The 14,747-nt window shown below is 61.6% G+C and carries 13 protein-coding genes; 4 read left to right on the top strand and 9 right to left on the bottom strand.

The genetic code is table 11. The annotated features are described in order from the left end of the window. Positions 1-4 precede the first annotated feature (4 nt). The 4 genes from ASG68_RS05495 to uxaC form a co-directional block, all read right to left on the bottom strand. Entirely contained in the window at positions 5-1,285 is a 1,281-nt protein-coding gene (locus tag ASG68_RS05495) for a TRAP transporter large permease (RefSeq protein ID WP_062585277.1), read from the bottom strand. Positions 1,286-1,289: 4 nt separating this feature from the next. Then, on the bottom strand, positions 1,290-1,904 hold the full coding sequence (locus ASG68_RS05490; RefSeq protein ID WP_062585275.1) for a TRAP transporter small permease: 615 nt from the start codon (positions 1,902-1,904) through the stop codon (positions 1,290-1,292). Positions 1,905-2,027: 123 nt separating this feature from the next. Beyond that, positions 2,028-2,954 (bottom strand): TRAP transporter substrate-binding protein, encoded by a 927-nt coding sequence (locus tag ASG68_RS05485; protein WP_413813988.1) that lies wholly within the window; start codon positions 2,952-2,954, stop codon positions 2,028-2,030. 98 nt (positions 2,955-3,052) lie between these two features. Next, positions 3,053-4,459 (bottom strand): glucuronate isomerase, encoded by a 1,407-nt coding sequence (gene uxaC, locus ASG68_RS05480; protein ID WP_062585270.1) that lies wholly within the window; start codon positions 4,457-4,459, stop codon positions 3,053-3,055. Positions 4,460-4,612: 153 nt separating this feature from the next. Here uxaC and ASG68_RS05475 point away from each other — a divergent pair, with 153 nt between their 5' ends. Genes ASG68_RS05475 through ASG68_RS05465 form a run of 3 tightly spaced genes read left to right on the top strand, consistent with a single transcriptional unit; the run spans position 4,613 to position 8,345 of the window. Beyond that, positions 4,613-6,100: a mannitol dehydrogenase family protein gene (locus ASG68_RS05475; RefSeq protein WP_062585267.1), complete on the top strand. Its 1,488-nt coding sequence runs from the start codon at positions 4,613-4,615 to the stop codon at positions 6,098-6,100. Continuing rightward, on the top strand, positions 6,097-7,287 hold the full coding sequence (gene uxuA, locus ASG68_RS05470) for a mannonate dehydratase (protein WP_062585265.1): 1,191 nt from the start codon (positions 6,097-6,099) through the stop codon (positions 7,285-7,287). The genes ASG68_RS05475 and uxuA overlap by 4 nt, the downstream gene beginning before the upstream one ends. A gap of 14 nt (positions 7,288-7,301) precedes the next feature. After that, positions 7,302-8,345: a Gfo/Idh/MocA family protein gene (locus ASG68_RS05465; RefSeq protein WP_062585261.1), complete on the top strand. Its 1,044-nt coding sequence runs from the start codon at positions 7,302-7,304 to the stop codon at positions 8,343-8,345. Between the two features lie 60 nt (positions 8,346-8,405). Here ASG68_RS05465 and ASG68_RS05460 read toward each other — a convergent pair whose 3' ends face one another. From ASG68_RS05460 to ASG68_RS05440, 5 genes are all read right to left on the bottom strand, one after another. Further along, positions 8,406-9,191 (bottom strand): SDR family oxidoreductase, encoded by a 786-nt coding sequence (locus tag ASG68_RS05460; protein WP_062585259.1) that lies wholly within the window; start codon positions 9,189-9,191, stop codon positions 8,406-8,408. 49 nt (positions 9,192-9,240) lie between these two features. Continuing rightward, positions 9,241-10,191, bottom strand: a complete 951-nt coding sequence (locus tag ASG68_RS05455) for a sugar-binding transcriptional regulator (RefSeq protein WP_062585837.1) — start codon at positions 10,189-10,191, stop codon at positions 9,241-9,243. A 22-nt stretch (positions 10,192-10,213) separates the two neighbouring features. Continuing rightward, entirely contained in the window at positions 10,214-11,683 is a 1,470-nt protein-coding gene (locus ASG68_RS05450) for an FGGY family carbohydrate kinase (protein ID WP_062585257.1), read from the bottom strand. Between the two features lie 78 nt (positions 11,684-11,761). Then, entirely contained in the window at positions 11,762-12,733 is a 972-nt protein-coding gene (locus ASG68_RS05445; protein WP_062585255.1) for a transketolase family protein, read from the bottom strand. Beyond that, entirely contained in the window at positions 12,733-13,542 is an 810-nt protein-coding gene (locus ASG68_RS05440) for a transketolase (protein WP_062585253.1), read from the bottom strand. The genes ASG68_RS05445 and ASG68_RS05440 overlap by 1 nt, the downstream gene beginning before the upstream one ends. Before the next feature lie 213 nt (positions 13,543-13,755). Between ASG68_RS05440 and ASG68_RS05435 the strand changes: the two genes are divergently transcribed. After that, positions 13,756-14,730 carry an ABC transporter permease gene (locus ASG68_RS05435; RefSeq protein WP_062585251.1) on the top strand — a complete coding sequence of 325 codons (975 nt, stop codon included), beginning with the start codon at positions 13,756-13,758 and terminating at the stop codon, positions 14,728-14,730. The last annotated feature ends 17 nt before the right edge of the window (positions 14,731-14,747 follow it).

Genomic DNA, 14,747 nt, shown 5'->3' with positions numbered 1-14,747 from the left:
TTCCCTATTTGAAGACGCTCGGCAGCCAGAGCGACAGGGCTGGTATATACGTGACCAGCAGCAGCACAACGATGCCGGCGCCGTAAAATGGCCAGATCGAGCGCATGGCTTCCCAAACCGATATCTTTCCGACCGCACACGCCACGAACTGTACGCCGCCGACCGGTGGCGTATTCAGCCCGATACCGTAGTTCAAGATCATGATCACGCCGAAATGCACGGGATCGATACCGTAGGCGGTTGCGATCGGCAGGAAAATCGGCGTGGTGATGATGATCGTCGGACCCATGTCCATGAAGGTGCCAAGCACCAGCATCAGGACGTTAAGCAGCAGCAGGATCATGATCGGATTGTCCGACAGGGTCTGCATCCAGGCAACCAGCGTTGCCGGAACCCTGAGGAATGCCATGAGCCAGGAGAAGGCAGCCGCGCAACCGATGATCAGCAGAACCATCGCCGTGGTGCGCACCGCGCCCATCGTCGCATGGACGAAGTCCGCCCAGCTGAGCTGCCGGTAGATGAGAAGCGTGACGAGCAGGGCGTAGATCACGGCAACGCACGAACTCTCCGTTGCCGTGAAGATGCCTGAGCGCACGCCGCCGAAAATGATGGCGATCAGCATGAGGCCGGGGATCGCAACGGCCAGCAGATGCAGTGCGGTCGCGAAGCCGGGAAACTTCTCGGTCGGATAGCCGCGCTTGCGCGCAACGATATAGGCCGTGACCATCAGGACGGCGGCGAAGAGCAGGCCAGGGACGATGCCGGCCGTGAACAGGTCGGCGATCGAAATCTTGCCGCCCGCCGAGATGGAGTAGATGATCATGTTGTGTGACGGCGGCAGCAGCAGCGCGATCAGCGCCGCCATCGAAGTGACGTTGACCGCATAGTCGGCACCGTAACCGCGCGCTTTCATTTGTGGGATCATCAAGCCGCCAACGGCGGCCGCTTCGGCGACGGCCGAGCCGGAAATACCACCGAACAGAGTGGAGGTCAGGATGTTGACCTGCCCGAGACCACCGCGCAGATGCCCGACGATGGAGGCCGCGAAGGCGACGATGCGCCCGGCAATGCCGCCCCTGACCATGAGGTCGCCGGAATAGATGAAGAAGGGAATGGCGAGCATGGAGAAGACGCTCATGCCTGAATTCATGCGCTGGAACACGACCAGCGGCGGCAGGCCCATGTAGACGACGGTTGCGAGACTGGAAATGCCGAGGCAGAAGGCGATCGGCGTTCCAATCAGCATCAGCAGCGTGAAGGTGCCGAACAGGATCCAGAGTTCCATCGTATCAATTCCCCTTCGCCACGCCGGGCTTGTCCTTGGCCGCAAAATCTGCGGCGTCGTTGCGGACATCATCGATATTTTCAAGTTCGACGGCGATTTCTGTCGGCGCCATTTCATCCAGCGCATCATCGATCGGGGCGCCGGTGGCTCTCAGGACGATACGCTCAAGGGCGAATAGTGTGATGAGGGCGCCGCCACCGATCAGCGGGGCGTAATCCCATGCGCCGGATATGCCGAGCGCCGGTAGCGTCGTTGCCCAGGTCAGGCCGACGAGATTGCCGCCATACCAGACCATCCCCAGCCCGAACACGAAGATGACGATGTCGGAAATCATCCGCAGCCACTTCTTGCCGGCAGGCGGCAGGACGTAGAGCAGCACGTCAAATCCCATGTGGTTGTTTTCGCGAACACCGACGGCGGCGCCAAGAAAGATGAACCAGCTCATGAGGATCACGGCTCCGGCCTCGGTCCAGCTTGGGGAATCGTTGAGCACATAGCGGCAGAAAACCTGCCATGCGACGATCGCCGTCATGACGACCAGCCCCACGCCAGCGATGTAAAGCGCGGCCGTGTTGATCTTCGTCAGTATGGGTACGCCTGTTCTGATTTGGATAGACATGGGTTTCAGCGTCTCCTGACCTTTCCGGTTTTCGGAAAGGAGTGGACCCGACGGGTCCCGGACAGTGTTGCGCACAGGCGAAACCCCTCCCGCACATTGCGCGGGAGGGGAAATTCAGCGGGCCTACTGGACGGCCTGCACGTCCGCGACGAGCTTTTTCAGGACTTCGTCGGTGATATGCTTTTCGTAGACGGGCTTCATGGCATCGATGAAGCCCTGCTTTTCGACTTCGTTGATGGCGGCGCCGGCCTTTTCAACATTGCCGCGCGATTCCTGCGTCTTGGCGGCCCACAGCTCACGCTGCTTGGCAACGCTGTCCTTGGCGGCCTGCTTGAAGATTTCCTGATCTTCCGGCGTCAGCTTGTCGAAGGCGGCCTTGTTCATGACGAACACTTCCGGAAGGATCGTGTGTTCATCCAGCGAGTAGTTCTTGGCGACTTCGTAGTGTTTGGCGGTGTCGAAGCTCGGGAAGTTGTTTTCCGCACCGTCGATAACGCCGGTCTCGATCGAGGAATAGACTTCGCCGTAAGGCATCGGGGTCGCATTGGCACCGAGGGCGGCGACCATATCGACGAAGATGTCGGACTGGATGACGCGGAACTTCAGGCCCTTCATGTCGGCCACGGTCTTGATCGGCATCTTCGAATTGTAGAAGGAGCGTGCGCCTGCATCATAGAAGGCGAGCGCGACGAGACCGGCCGGCTCGAACGCCGCCTTGATCTGGTCGCCGATGGCTCCATCCATGACCTTGTGCATGTGCTCTTCCGATCGGAAGATGTAGGGCAGCGCCGGAACGATAGACTCCTTCACCGTGCCGTTGAACGGCGCCATGGACACGCGGTTGAGTTCGATGACGCCGGAGCGGACCTGTTCGATCGTGTCCTTTTCCTCGCCCAGCTGGGCGGAGTGATAGACCTCGATCGCATAGCGGCCGCCGGTGCGCTCCTTGACGAGTTCGCCGAAATACTTGACGCCCTCGACCGTCGGATAGCCGTCCGGATGCGTGTCCGATGATTTCAGCACGGTTTCGGCCGATGCCGTGCCCAGCATCAGCAAGGAAGCGAGCGCGACGCCCGTCCAGAGTTTGGTGATTTGCAACATTTTCTCCTCCCAGTTGGCGAGCTGAGCCCGCTGTTGCAGTCATGACTTCACAGATTGTATGCCCTCTTGACGAGGCCATAGGTGAGCTCGTGCGCCAGCTCATGCGCCTCCTCTTCCCGAAGGCGATGTTCAGCAACAAGCCGCCCAAGGAAAGCGCAGTCGACCCGGCGCGCGACGTCGTGTCGTGCCGGAATGGATGGGAAGGCCCGGGTGTCGTCGTTGAACCCGACCGTGTTGTAGAAGCCGGCGGTCTCCGTCGTCATTTCGCGGAAGCGGCGCATGCCTTCCGGGCTGTCGTGGAACCACCAGGCGGGGCCGAGCTTGAGGGCAGGATAAACGCCAGCCAGCGGCGCAAGTTCGCGCGCATAGCTGGTTTCGTCGAGCGTGAAGAGAATGACCGAGACGCGCGGATCGGTGCCAACAGCATCCAGCAAAGGCTTGAGCGAGCGGACATAGTCCGTCTGCGTCGGGATATCGAAACCTTTGTCACGGCCGAATTTCTGGAAGACGGCCGGCGAATGGTTGCGCCAGGAGCCGGGATGAATCTGCATGACGAGACCGTCGTCGGCGCTCATCTTTGCCATTTCGGTTAACATCTGCGCACGAAACAGTGTGCGCTCCGCATCGTCGGCACCACCGGTACGCACCTTGTCGAACAGGCGGGAAGCCTCACCTGTGTCGAGATTGGCTGTTTGCGCCGAGGCGAAGCCATGATCCGTCGCGGTCGCGCCGAAAGATTTGAAATAGTCGCGGCGATTCCTGTGCGCGTCCAGATATCCCTGCCATGTCCCGGTATCGCAGCCGCTGATCTCGCCGAGTGTGTTGAGGTTTGAGAGAAAACCTTCGAAATCCGGATCGATCACGGAATCCGGGCGATAGGCTGGAACCACGCGGCCTTTCCAGCCGCTGTCCCGGATCATGGCATGCCACTTCAGTTCGTCGAGCGCGCCGTCCGTTGTCGAGATGGCTTCGATATTGAAGCGCTCGAACAGGGCGCGCGGGCGGAATGCGTCTGTTTCCAGCAACGCGGCAATCGTGTCATAGTAAGTGTCAGCGTTGTCGGCTGTCAGCGGTGCGGTCAGGCCGAACAGATTGGCAAAGGTATAGTCCAGCCATAGCCGAGTCGGCGTGCCGCGAAAGAGATGATAGTTTTTCGCAAAGAGGTTCCAGATGCGCCGACCGTCCGTCTCGACCGGCGATCCGTCGAGGGGCGGCACGCCAAGGTCTTCGAGCCGGATTCCCTGGCTGAAAAGCATCCGGAAAATATAGTGGTCGGGAACGATCAGAAGCTGGGCGGGATCGGAAAAGCGCTTGTTCTCGGCATACCAGCTCGGATCGGTATGGCCATGCGGACTGATGATCGGCAGGTCTCGGATCGCGGCGTACAGCGACCGTGCCACGGCACGGGAAGCTTCATCACCCGGAAACAGTAAATCTCGTGCAACAAGGGTCATCACAACGGCCGCTCCTCCTTCGGCGCTGAATTTGGTATGGTGAAAAAGAGATCATGTCAACATACAAAAAAACGTCAGTCGTATGATGACTTTTGCCTTGACGATACAGGGGTCGTTCGGGCACATCTGCCGTCCAGCCGAATGGGAGGAGCCATGACGGATCATCTTGTGGCGCCTCGCGCGCGCCTCGCTAGCAGGACACTTCCAAACCTGCCTGCCGATGTCTCGCGGCCTTCCTATGACAGGACTGCGGTCCTGCCGGGCATGGTGCATCTCGGACTTGGCGCCTTCCACCGCGCGCATCAGGCGACCTTTGTCGATGACTGTATGAAAAGCGGCGAGACGGAATGGGGCATCGTCGGCGCCTCGCTTCGCAGCGCCGATACGCGGGATGCGCTGGCTCCACAGGACGGTCTTTACACGCTGTCGATCGTCGACGGTGATGGCGAACGGCTGCGGGTGATCGGCTCTTTGCTGGAGACTCTGGTCGCGCCTGACGATCCCGGCGTTTTGCTTGACGTCATGAGTGCCCCGCATATCAGGATCGTCACGCTGACGGTGACGGAGAAGGCCTATCTGCGGGCTTCGACGGGAGACCTCGACCTGAACCATCCCGATATCGTCTGGGACCTTGCCAATCCCTCCAAGCCACGCACGATCCATGGCTTTCTAGCCGAGGCGATCGCGCGCCGAAGGGCGGCAAGATCAGCGCCGTTCACCATCCTTTCGTGCGACAACCTTCCCTCCAACGGCGCCACTCTGAAGCGGCTTCTCGTCACCTTTGCAAAGGCGCGCAATGCGGAACTCGGCGCATTCGTGGAGCGTGAAATTGCCTGCCCTTCCAGCATGGTGGACCGCATCGTTCCGGCAACGACCGACGAGGATCGCGCCCGTATTGCCGAAAGGCTCGGTGTTGACGACGCCTGGCCGGTGACGACCGAGCCGTTCCTGCAATGGGTGGTGGAGGATGATTTTCCGGCCGGCCGCCCACAGTGGGAACGGTTCGGCGTCCAAATGGTCGGGGATGTCGCGCCCTTCGAAGAGATGAAGTTGCGCCTGCTCAACGGCTCGCACTCGTCCATTGCCTATCTCGGCCTGCTGCTCGGTAAGCCTACGGTTTCTGACGCATTCTCCGATCCGCTGATCCGGCGTTTCGTGGCAAGGCTCTGGGCAGAAGCGATCCCGTCGCTTCCGGCGGATGCCGGCCTGAACCCGGTTGCCTATACCGCGCAGCTTGAAAAGCGCTACGACAATCCCGCGCTGCGGCATCGCACGGCACAGATCGCCAATGATGGCAGCCAGAAACTGCCTCAGCGCATCATCGCGGTTGCACTGGAACGGTTGGCGGCAGGTGGCTCGGTCCGGCATCTGATGCTGGCTCCAGCGGCATGGCTCGCGGCGGCGTTGGCGCGTGGGCGAACCTTGCCCGCCAATCATTTCACCGATCCGCTGGACGCGGCACTTGAGGCAATATTCGCGCGGAATGCCGATGCGCTGCAGACAGTCTCCGCGGCTTTCGAGGCCGCCGGTTTCGCGGCGGGATCGCCCCATCGCGATACGCTGGTCCGGATTGCTGCGGACCATCTCGATTCGCTTCGGCGTCATGGCGCGGAAGCCACATTGAAGGAGTTGCTGGCATGAAGGAGACCTGGCGCTGGTTTGGGCCGGACGACACGGTGAAGCTCGCCCATGTGCATCAGGCGGGTGCGAGCGGTATTGTCAGTGCGCTGCACCACCTCAATGATGGCCGCGCCTGGCCGGCGGACGAGATCGCCAAACGCAAGGCAGAAATCGAGGCGGCGGGGCTAACCTGGGATGTCGTCGAGAGCATCATCGTGCACGAGGACATCAAGACACGCTCCGGCCGTTACAAGGATTATATCGAGAACTACAAGCAATCGGTGCGGGCGATCGCGGCCGCGGGCATCAAGACGCTCTGCTACAATTTCATGGCGATCACCGACTGGACGCGGACCGACCTGCACGCCCCGATGCCGCATGGCGGCGACGCGCTGCGCTTCGATATCGTCGATTTCTGTGCCTATGACCTGTTGGTTCTGAAGCGGAAGGGCGCGGAGGGCGAGCATCCGCCGGAACGGATCGCCGAAGCGCACAAACGCCTTGCGGCGATGAGCGAGAGCGATCTCGCCCGGCTGGAAAACAATCTCATCGGCTGGGTTCCGGCGCGCGAATTCGTCTTCGACCGCGACAGCTTTCGCCGGGCGCTCGCCGTCTATGATGACCTGACGGTCGATGGTCTGCGCGAAAATCTCTTTGCCTTCCTGCGTGAAATCGTGCCGGTCGCGGAAGAGGTCGGCGTGCGCATGGCAATCCACCCCGACGATCCGGCGTTCCCCATTTTCGGCCTGCCGCGCGTTGTCTCGACGGCGGATAGTGCGAGGGCGCTGCTCGACGCGGTCGATTTGCCCGCAAATGGCTTGACGCTGTGCACCGGTTCCTACGGCTCGAACGCCGCCAACGATCTGCCGCACATGGCCAAGGCGTTCGGCCCGAGGATCCATTTCGCCCATCTGCGCAATGTGACCAAGGAGCCGGACGGCTCGTTCCACGAAGCAGAGCATCTGTCGGGGGATACCGATATGGTTCGCGTTGTCGCCGGCCTGATGCGAGAGGAGGCGCGGCGAAAGGACGAAGGCCGGGCGGACTGGCAGATCCCCATGCGCCCGGATCACGGCCACGCCATCGTCGATGATATCGGCAAGAAGGTAAACCCAGGCTATTCCTGCATCGGACGCCTGAAGGGGCTGGCGGAGTTGCGCGGCATCCAGACCACGCTGACCGCGACAGGAATTCCGGACTGGCTGTAGACGAGGTGCCGCCCATGAACGCTTCCGGCAGATATCGTGCGGGCATTGTCGGCCTCGGCATGGCAGCGCCGCCGCATGTGCAGAGCCTGATCGATCTCGGGGGCCGGGTTGAGGTCGCCGGTTCCTTCAGCCCGAGTGCAGCGCGGCGGGATGCCTTCACGCGACGTTTCGGCCTGCCGGTCGTTGATGATGCGGCGGCGATCTTCGAAGATCCGTCGATCGACTATGTTGTCATCCTCACGCCGCCCAACACGCATCTCGAACTGGTGCAGCGCGCTGCGCGCGTCGGCAAGCATGTGCTCCTTGAAAAGCCGCTGGACGTGACGCTCGAACGCTCGGCGCAGGTCGTCGAGAGTGCGCGGCAAACCGGAATCAAGCTCGCCATCACTTTCCAGCGCCGCTTCTGTCCCACGATCGCGGCGACGGCGAGGCTGATCGCGGATGGGGAGCTGGGCCAGATCATTTCAGCCTCCCTGCAGGTGGCGAACTGGCGGCCGCAGAGCTATTACGACGAGCCCGGCCGTGGCACCTTCGCCCGCGACGGCGGCGGCGTGTTGCTGACCCAGGCCATCCATACGATCGACCAGTTCATCGCGCTTGTCGGTATGCCGACGCGGGTTCATTGCCTCTCGGTCACGAGTGCAGCCCATCGCATGGAGACCGAGGACCTCGTCCACGCGACCTTGCGCTTTGGGAATGGTGCGATCGGTGCGCTCTCGGCGACCACCGCAGCCTATCCCGGTTTCCCGGACCGGATCGACATCCTTGGAACCAAGGGATCGGCACGGCTGGAGGGCGACCGTGGCACCATCAGTCTGATGGACGGGCGAACGCTTGTTCTTGAAGACGGTTCTGACGGCGGAGGGGCAGGGGCGGATCCAATGGCTTTTTCCCATCACAACCATCGTGCCCTGCACGAGGACTTCCTCGATGCCCTGTCCGAGGATCGCCAGCCGCTCGTGAATGGTCACGAGGCACTCAAGGCGCATCGACTGATCGATGCGCTCCTTCGTTCCGCGAAAACAGGCGAAACGCTGTTCGTGGATGAACCGGTTTGACGTTCACGCGCCTGCCTAGAAGCGCGCGAATCTTGTCGAACGAGGCTTGAGCGTCGCCCGTTACGACATGATCAGGCCGCCATCGACATTGATGGTCTGGCCGGTGATGTATGCAGCATCAGCCGAGGCGAGGAAGGCGACGAGGGCACCGACTTCGGCGGGCGTGCCGGCGCGGCCCATCGGGATGCCTTCGACCCATTCCGCCATCAATTCACCCGGACCATATTCGCCGAGCATCTGGCCCCAGACGCGGTCGTTATAGTCCCACATCTCCGTGTGGATGATGCCGGGGCAAATGGCGTTGGCGGTAATGCCTTCGCGGGCGAGTTCCTTGGCAAGGCTCTGGGTCAGGCCGACGACGCCGAATTTCGAGGCGGCGTAATGCGGGGTGTAGATGAAGCCCTGACGGGCCTGGCCGGATGCGGTGTTTACCAACCGCCCCTTGGTTCCGCTGGCCCGAAAACGGCGGATCGCCTCTTGGCAGCAGAGGAAAACGCCCTTGGTGTTGACGTCGAGGTTGAGGTCCCATTCCCTCTCGGTCAGGTTCTCGACCTTGGCGATGGTGATGACGCCGGCGTTCTGGACGGAAACCAATAGTGCGCCCAGCTTGGCCTCGGCCTCGCCATAGGCTTCCTTAACAGCCTTTGCATCGGTGACATCAAGCACTAGGCCGAGGATTTCGGCGCCGGTTTCGTGGGCGAGCACCGCCGCGGCCTCGACCGTATCCTTTTCGATCGCGGCAATCGCGACCTTTGCGCCTTCTTCGGCAAAGCGCTTGGCGATGCCGCGCCCAATGCCCTTGTTGCCCCCGGTGACGAATACCGTCTGGCCTGCGAAACGTCTCATGGTCTTTCCTCCATAAAGCGCAGCAGGCCAGCGGTCGATCCGGGATGGATCAGGCCGTGAGCCGTGCTGCTGTGAACTTGTCTGTGACAAGCACATCAATGACGCCCAGTTTCAGGGCGCCGGCGATGGCCTGGGTTTTGGATTCTCCGCCGGCGAGAGCCATGACGCGGTCGGTCTTGCGCAGTTCTTCGAGCGACAGGCCGATGACCCGGTCGTTGAGCGGGGTTTCGACCGGTTTGCCGTCCTTGTCGTAGAACCGGTAGGAAATTTCGCCGACCGCGCCGGCATCATGCAGCATGGTCATTTCCTGCCGCGAGAACGTATTGCCCGAACGAGCCAGCAGTTCCGACGGTTCCACGGCGCCAATACCGACGATGGCGAGGCTCAGGCGGCTGAAGAGATCCATCGTTTCGCGCACGACGGGGTCGGCAAGCATGACGAGCTTGGCTTCACGCGAGGAGGTGATGCCTTGCACCAAGAGCAAGCGGGGCTCGCCGCCGGTTAGCTTGGCAAGCCGCGCGGTCAACTGCGTCGCGTGGGTCTGCACCGACGCATCGCCCATGCCGCCGAGGATCTGGACGATATATTTTGCCTTGGCATTCTTCAGCGGGTGGATGTTGTCGACCATCCGCAAGATCGTCTGGCTCCAGCTGGAAACGCCGACAATCTCGTCCTGCTGGAGCGTGACTTCGAGAAAATGCGCAGCGGCTTCGCCGATCCGGGCCATGATGGCGCCGTCGCGATCTTCGGAACAGTCAATGACGATGGCTTCTGTGAGGCTGTATCTGTCACGCAGCGCCGTTTCGAGTTCTGCGAAGGTTCCAGCCGGTGGAATGACCGTCGTGCGGACGATGTCTTCCTGCTCCGCCCGCTTCAGCATGCGCGAAACGGTGGCCTGCGACATGTGCATGATCTCGGCGATCTCTGCCTGCCGCTTGCCTTCGACATGGTACATCTGGGCAATTCGGGCGATCAGTCGCAGCTCGTTCAGTCGTCCCACGGAGGCCTCCATTAGTGAATTTTTATTCACTCATAAATGAAGGTTTGGAGACGGTCGAGCGATAGATTGCGTCCTGCCAAACTTGAAGACGTGCTGGTGCATCGGAGGCACGCGGCGTGATCGGATTGTTCGAACGCGGCAAGGCGGCGATCGCGGCGATATCCGGCCAGATGCCCAGCGAAAGACCAGCAAGGTAAGCCGCGCCAAGGGCGGAAGCTTCCGGCGCGTCGCACTGGATGATGGCGTGGTTCAACATATCCGCCACGCATTGCATCAGGAAATCATTTCGGCTCGGGCCACCGTCCGCATAAAGCCGGCCGAGTGCGGTGGGAGACTGCGACGACATCGCCTTGAAGACGTCGTGAACCTGGAATGCGATCGAATCGGTCACGGCGCGCGCCATCTGGGCGCGGGTGGTGTTAAAGGTGATTCCGGAGAAAAGCGCGCGCGCGTCGGCGTGCCAATAAGGCGCACCGAGGCCGACGAAGGCGGGAACGAAACCGGGGCCTTCCGGCTCCGCTGTTGCCGCAAGCTCCGTCAGTGCCTGCACATCGGTCAGCCCGAGCATCTCGGCCATCCATGGAAGCGAGGCTGCCGAGACGAGAATATTGCCTTCGAAGGCATAGGTGGGCTTGCCGGCAATCGACCAGGCGATGGTCGTCGTGATGCCCTGTTCCGGCGCGATGAAGCGCGGCAGGGTTGTCATGATCGATGAGCCGGTGCCGAAAGTCACCTTGCCGTCACCGGGCTCGAAGGCGCCATGACCGAACAGGGCCGCATGGCTGTCACCGATCGCAGAGGCAATTGGAATGCCGTCCCGGAGACCGGGCACGTTCCTTGTGACGCCGAAATGAGCGGCACTGTCGCGAACTTCGGGCAGGGCGGATTTCGGTACGCCGAAGAGGTCGCAGAGTTCGTCGCTCCAGACCTGACGGTTGAGATCGTAGAGCTGGCTGCGGGCGGCATTGGCAGCGTCGCAGGCGTGAACCGCGCCATCGGTGAAGCAGTGGATCAGCCAGGCATCGATCGTCCCGAGCCGGACATCGCTGCCAGCAGGCACTCGATCCAGCAGCCATTTCATCTTGGGGCCGGGGAACATCGGGTCGATGGGAAGGCCGGTCAGTGCCTGGACACGCGGCGCATGGCCGGCAGCGATCAGGTCGGCGCAGGTCGGCGCGCTGCGGCGGCATTGCCAGCTGACCACCGGGCCAAGCGGCCTGCCCGTCCTGGCATCCCAGATGGTGACGGATTCACGCTGGTTGGAAATGGCGATGCCGAGAATATCGACGGCGGGTGCTGCCTGAAGGCATGCAGCAATTGCCTCCTGGACGGACTGCCAGAGACGGACCGGGCTCTGTTCGACCCAGCCGGGCTGTGGGTGTTCGATGCCGACCGGCGACGCTCCGCGCGAGATGATGTCGCCGGAGGTAGAGACGAGCACGGCTTTCGAGTTGGTCGTGCCCTGGTCTATGGCAAGGATGGCGGTCGTCATGGGTTGCTCCGGCAGGCAAAAATTAGAGGGCGCGACCAGGGAGGTCTCGTCGCGCCCCACACGGGATCTAAACGCACATCAGGATATGCGGGAAGACGTCCGTGCAATCAGTGCAATGGCCGCCTCGGCAATGGCTGCCGGCGACATTCCGAATTCATCCAGCAGAAATTCCGCGGAGCCGGTCGGGGCGAAGATACCTGGCACGCCGAGAATTTTCATCGGAACCGGCGCTTCGGCGACAACCACTTCCGCGATCGCCGAACCGAGCCCGCCGAAGGTCGAATGCTCTTCCGCTGTCAGGATGGCGCCGGTTTCTCGGGCGGCGGCAACGACGGCATCGACGTCGATCGGACGAACCGTCGCCATGTTGAGCACGCGCGCCTCGATGCCTTGTTCGGCAAGAAGGGCGGCGGCCTTCATCATGCGATGGGTCACCGTACCGTTGGCAATCAGCGTAATCGCATCGCCATCGCGCAGCAGGTTCGCCTTGCCGAGCTCGAACTTATGGCCTGCCGGCAGCAGATCCGGAACGCCGACGCGGGAGAGGCGGAGGAAAACAGGGCCATCATAGCTCGCGGCCCATTCCACGGCGGCAGCCGTTTCGATCGAATCGCACGGGGCGACGACCGGCAGGTTCGGCAGAACGCGGGTCCAGGCGAAGTCCTCGATCGAATGGTGCGTCGGGCCGAGTTCGCCATAGGCCATGCCGGAGGAAATGCCGATCAGCTTCACATTGGCGTTGGAATACGCGATGTCGGCCTTGATCTGCTCCAGGGAGCGACCCGTCAAAAAGCAGGCGGCGCCGCAGACGAAGGGCAGCAGTCCGCCATTGGCGAGACCAGCCCCGACGCCGACCATGTTCTGTTCGGCGATGCCAACGTTGACCAGACGTTCCGGCCACTTGGACTTGAAGCCGCCGAGCTTGGAGGAGCCGACGGAGTCGTTGCAGACGGCGACGATCTTCGGGTTTTCGGCGCCAAGACGTTCCAGCACGCTGACGAAAGCGTCGCGGCAGTCATGCAGCTTGGGCGAGGATATTACGTCTTTCATCACAGGGTCTCCGAAAGCTCAGCAACGGCAATCTTGTACTGGTCGGCATTCGGCACCTTGTGATGCCAGTCGACCGTGTCCTGCATGAAGGAGATGCCGTGCCCCTTGTTGGTATGGGCAACGATGCAGTGCGGACGATTGCCGCGCTTTTCGAGCGCCGGAACGATCTCGTCCATGGCATTGCCGTTGATCTCGGTGACATCCCAGCCGAAAGCGGAGAGCTTGGCCGGGAAGGGGGCGAGGTTGTTGGTATCTTTCAGCGAAGCGCCCTGCTGGAATCGATTGTGGTCGATGATCAGGGTCAGGTTGTCGAGGCCGAACTGCGCTGCCGATGCGATCGCTTCCCAGTTGGAGCCTTCCTGCATCTCGCCGTCACCGGTCATGACATAGGTGTGGTATTTCGCACCCGTCAGCTTCGCCGCCTTCGCCATGCCGACCGCGACCGGCAGGCCATGGCCGAGCGGGCCGGTATTGGTCTCGACGCCCGGTACCTTGTTGCAGTTCGGATGGCCGTTGAGGCGCGAATGCGGCTTCAGGAACGTGGCGACCTCATCCTCCGGAATGAAGCCGCGTTTGGCGAGCGTAACGTAGAGCGCCAGCGCAACGTGCCCCTTCGACAGGACGAAGCGGTCGCGGTCCGGATTTCTCGGCTGGTCCGGCCAGATGCGCAAAACGCGGAAATAGAGCGCCGTAAGGATGTCGATAGCCGACATTTCCCCGCCGATATGGCCGGCGCCGGCTTCGAAAACCGCTTGCAGATCGCGAAGGCGGATCTGTCGAGCGATGCGGTCGAGATCGTTCGGCTGCATGTAATCCTCTCAGTGAATAAATATACAGTTGTCTTTATATTTGCACGAGAAGGCGGCAAGTCAAGTCAAAAATATGCGGCGTTCGCCTAAATTAAGTTTCTCGTCATGTGTTGACACTCGGAATTTCGCAGGTTACGAATTTACACACATTACTGAATATTTATGCGATGCGCTGTATGGATGCGGCGCATCGGCCCTGGAGGAGACGTGCTGATGGTGGCAGCGGTAAAGGAAAGACAGGCATTCGCAGGCGGACTTCTTCCGTCGCTTCGCGGCGCGACCGGTCCTTTGATCGGCCTGATCGTGCTCTGCCTGTTCCTGACATTGGCGACCGACAAGTTCCTGTCGATCCGCAACTTCCTCAACGTGCTGGATCAGATCACGGTTCTGGGTGTGATGGCCGTCGGCATGACGATGGTCATTCTGATCGGCGGTATCGATCTCGCCGTTGGCTCGGTGCTGGCGCTGGCGATGATGGTACTCGGTTATCTCAATGTCGTGCTCGGCGTTCCGATGTGGCTGGCGATTACGCTGGCGCTTGGCGCCGCGTCATTGAATGGTCTTGTGGCCGGCTTGCTGATCACGCGGTTCAACGTGCCGCCATTCATTGCGACATTGGCCATGATGTCGATGACGCGTGGTCTCGCCAACATGATTACCGACGGCCAGCAGATCATCGGCTTCCCGGCCTGGTTCAACATGATGGCCATCGTCCGCTTCGGTGGCTTTTTGACGCTGACGGTCGCCGTGATGGTCGTGGTCTTCATCGTCGGCCTTCTCTATCAGCGCTATCGTCACGGCGGGCGCGTGCTGTACGCCATCGGCGGTAACCCGGAAGTCGCCCGTCTCGCCGGCATCAACGTCCAGCGTGCGACGGTCCTCGTCTATGTCGTCTGCAGCTTCCTTGCCGGTCTTTCGGGCATGGTTCTCGCCGCCCGGCTCGACTCGGTGCAGCCGTCCTCGGGCGTTTCCTACGAACTCGACGCCATCGCGGCGGTCGTGATCGGCGGCACCTCGCTGTCGGGCGGTACGGGTGGTATCGGCGGCACCATCATCGGCGTCCTCATCATCGGCGTCCTGCGCAACGGCCTCAACCTGCTCAGCGTCTCGCCTTTTCTGCAGCAGGTCATCATCGGCGCGGTCATCGTGCTCGCCGTTACGGCGGAAACCTACCGCAAGCGCAAATAACGGCTTTCCCCTCGCAG

The organism is Rhizobium sp. Leaf453 (genome assembly GCF_001425605.1).
Classification (GTDB): domain Bacteria; phylum Pseudomonadota; class Alphaproteobacteria; order Rhizobiales; family Rhizobiaceae; genus Pararhizobium.
The sequence above is the reverse complement of the archived record's forward strand: the minus strand, read 5'-3'. Positions and strand labels throughout refer to the sequence as shown.

What these genes read in the sequence shown, in the direction of transcription:
- ASG68_RS05450 (WP_062585257.1), bottom strand. Translation starts at nt 11,683, where the DNA reads ATGACGACCGCCATCCTTGCCATAGACCAGGGCACGACCAACTCGAAA.
- ASG68_RS05460 (WP_062585259.1), bottom strand. Translation starts at nt 9,191, where the DNA reads ATGAGACGTTTCGCAGGCCAGACGGTATTCGTCACCGGGGGCAACAAG.
- ASG68_RS05485 (WP_413813988.1), bottom strand. Translation starts at nt 2,954, where the DNA reads ATGCTGGGCACGGCATCGGCCGAAACCGTGCTGAAATCATCGGACACG.
- ASG68_RS05475 (WP_062585267.1), top strand. Translation starts at nt 4,613, where the DNA reads ATGACGGATCATCTTGTGGCGCCTCGCGCGCGCCTCGCTAGCAGGACA.
- ASG68_RS05495 (WP_062585277.1), bottom strand. Translation starts at nt 1,285, where the DNA reads ATGGAACTCTGGATCCTGTTCGGCACCTTCACGCTGCTGATGCTGATT.
- ASG68_RS05490 (WP_062585275.1), bottom strand. Translation starts at nt 1,904, where the DNA reads ATGTCTATCCAAATCAGAACAGGCGTACCCATACTGACGAAGATCAAC.
- ASG68_RS05465 (WP_062585261.1), top strand. Translation starts at nt 7,302, where the DNA reads ATGAACGCTTCCGGCAGATATCGTGCGGGCATTGTCGGCCTCGGCATG.
- ASG68_RS05435 (WP_062585251.1), top strand. Translation starts at nt 13,756, where the DNA reads ATGGTGGCAGCGGTAAAGGAAAGACAGGCATTCGCAGGCGGACTTCTT.
- uxaC (WP_062585270.1), bottom strand. Translation starts at nt 4,459, where the DNA reads ATGACCCTTGTTGCACGAGATTTACTGTTTCCGGGTGATGAAGCTTCC.
- ASG68_RS05445 (WP_062585255.1), bottom strand. Translation starts at nt 12,733, where the DNA reads ATGAAAGACGTAATATCCTCGCCCAAGCTGCATGACTGCCGCGACGCT.
- ASG68_RS05440 (WP_062585253.1), bottom strand. Translation starts at nt 13,542, where the DNA reads ATGCAGCCGAACGATCTCGACCGCATCGCTCGACAGATCCGCCTTCGC.
- uxuA (WP_062585265.1), top strand. Translation starts at nt 6,097, where the DNA reads ATGAAGGAGACCTGGCGCTGGTTTGGGCCGGACGACACGGTGAAGCTC.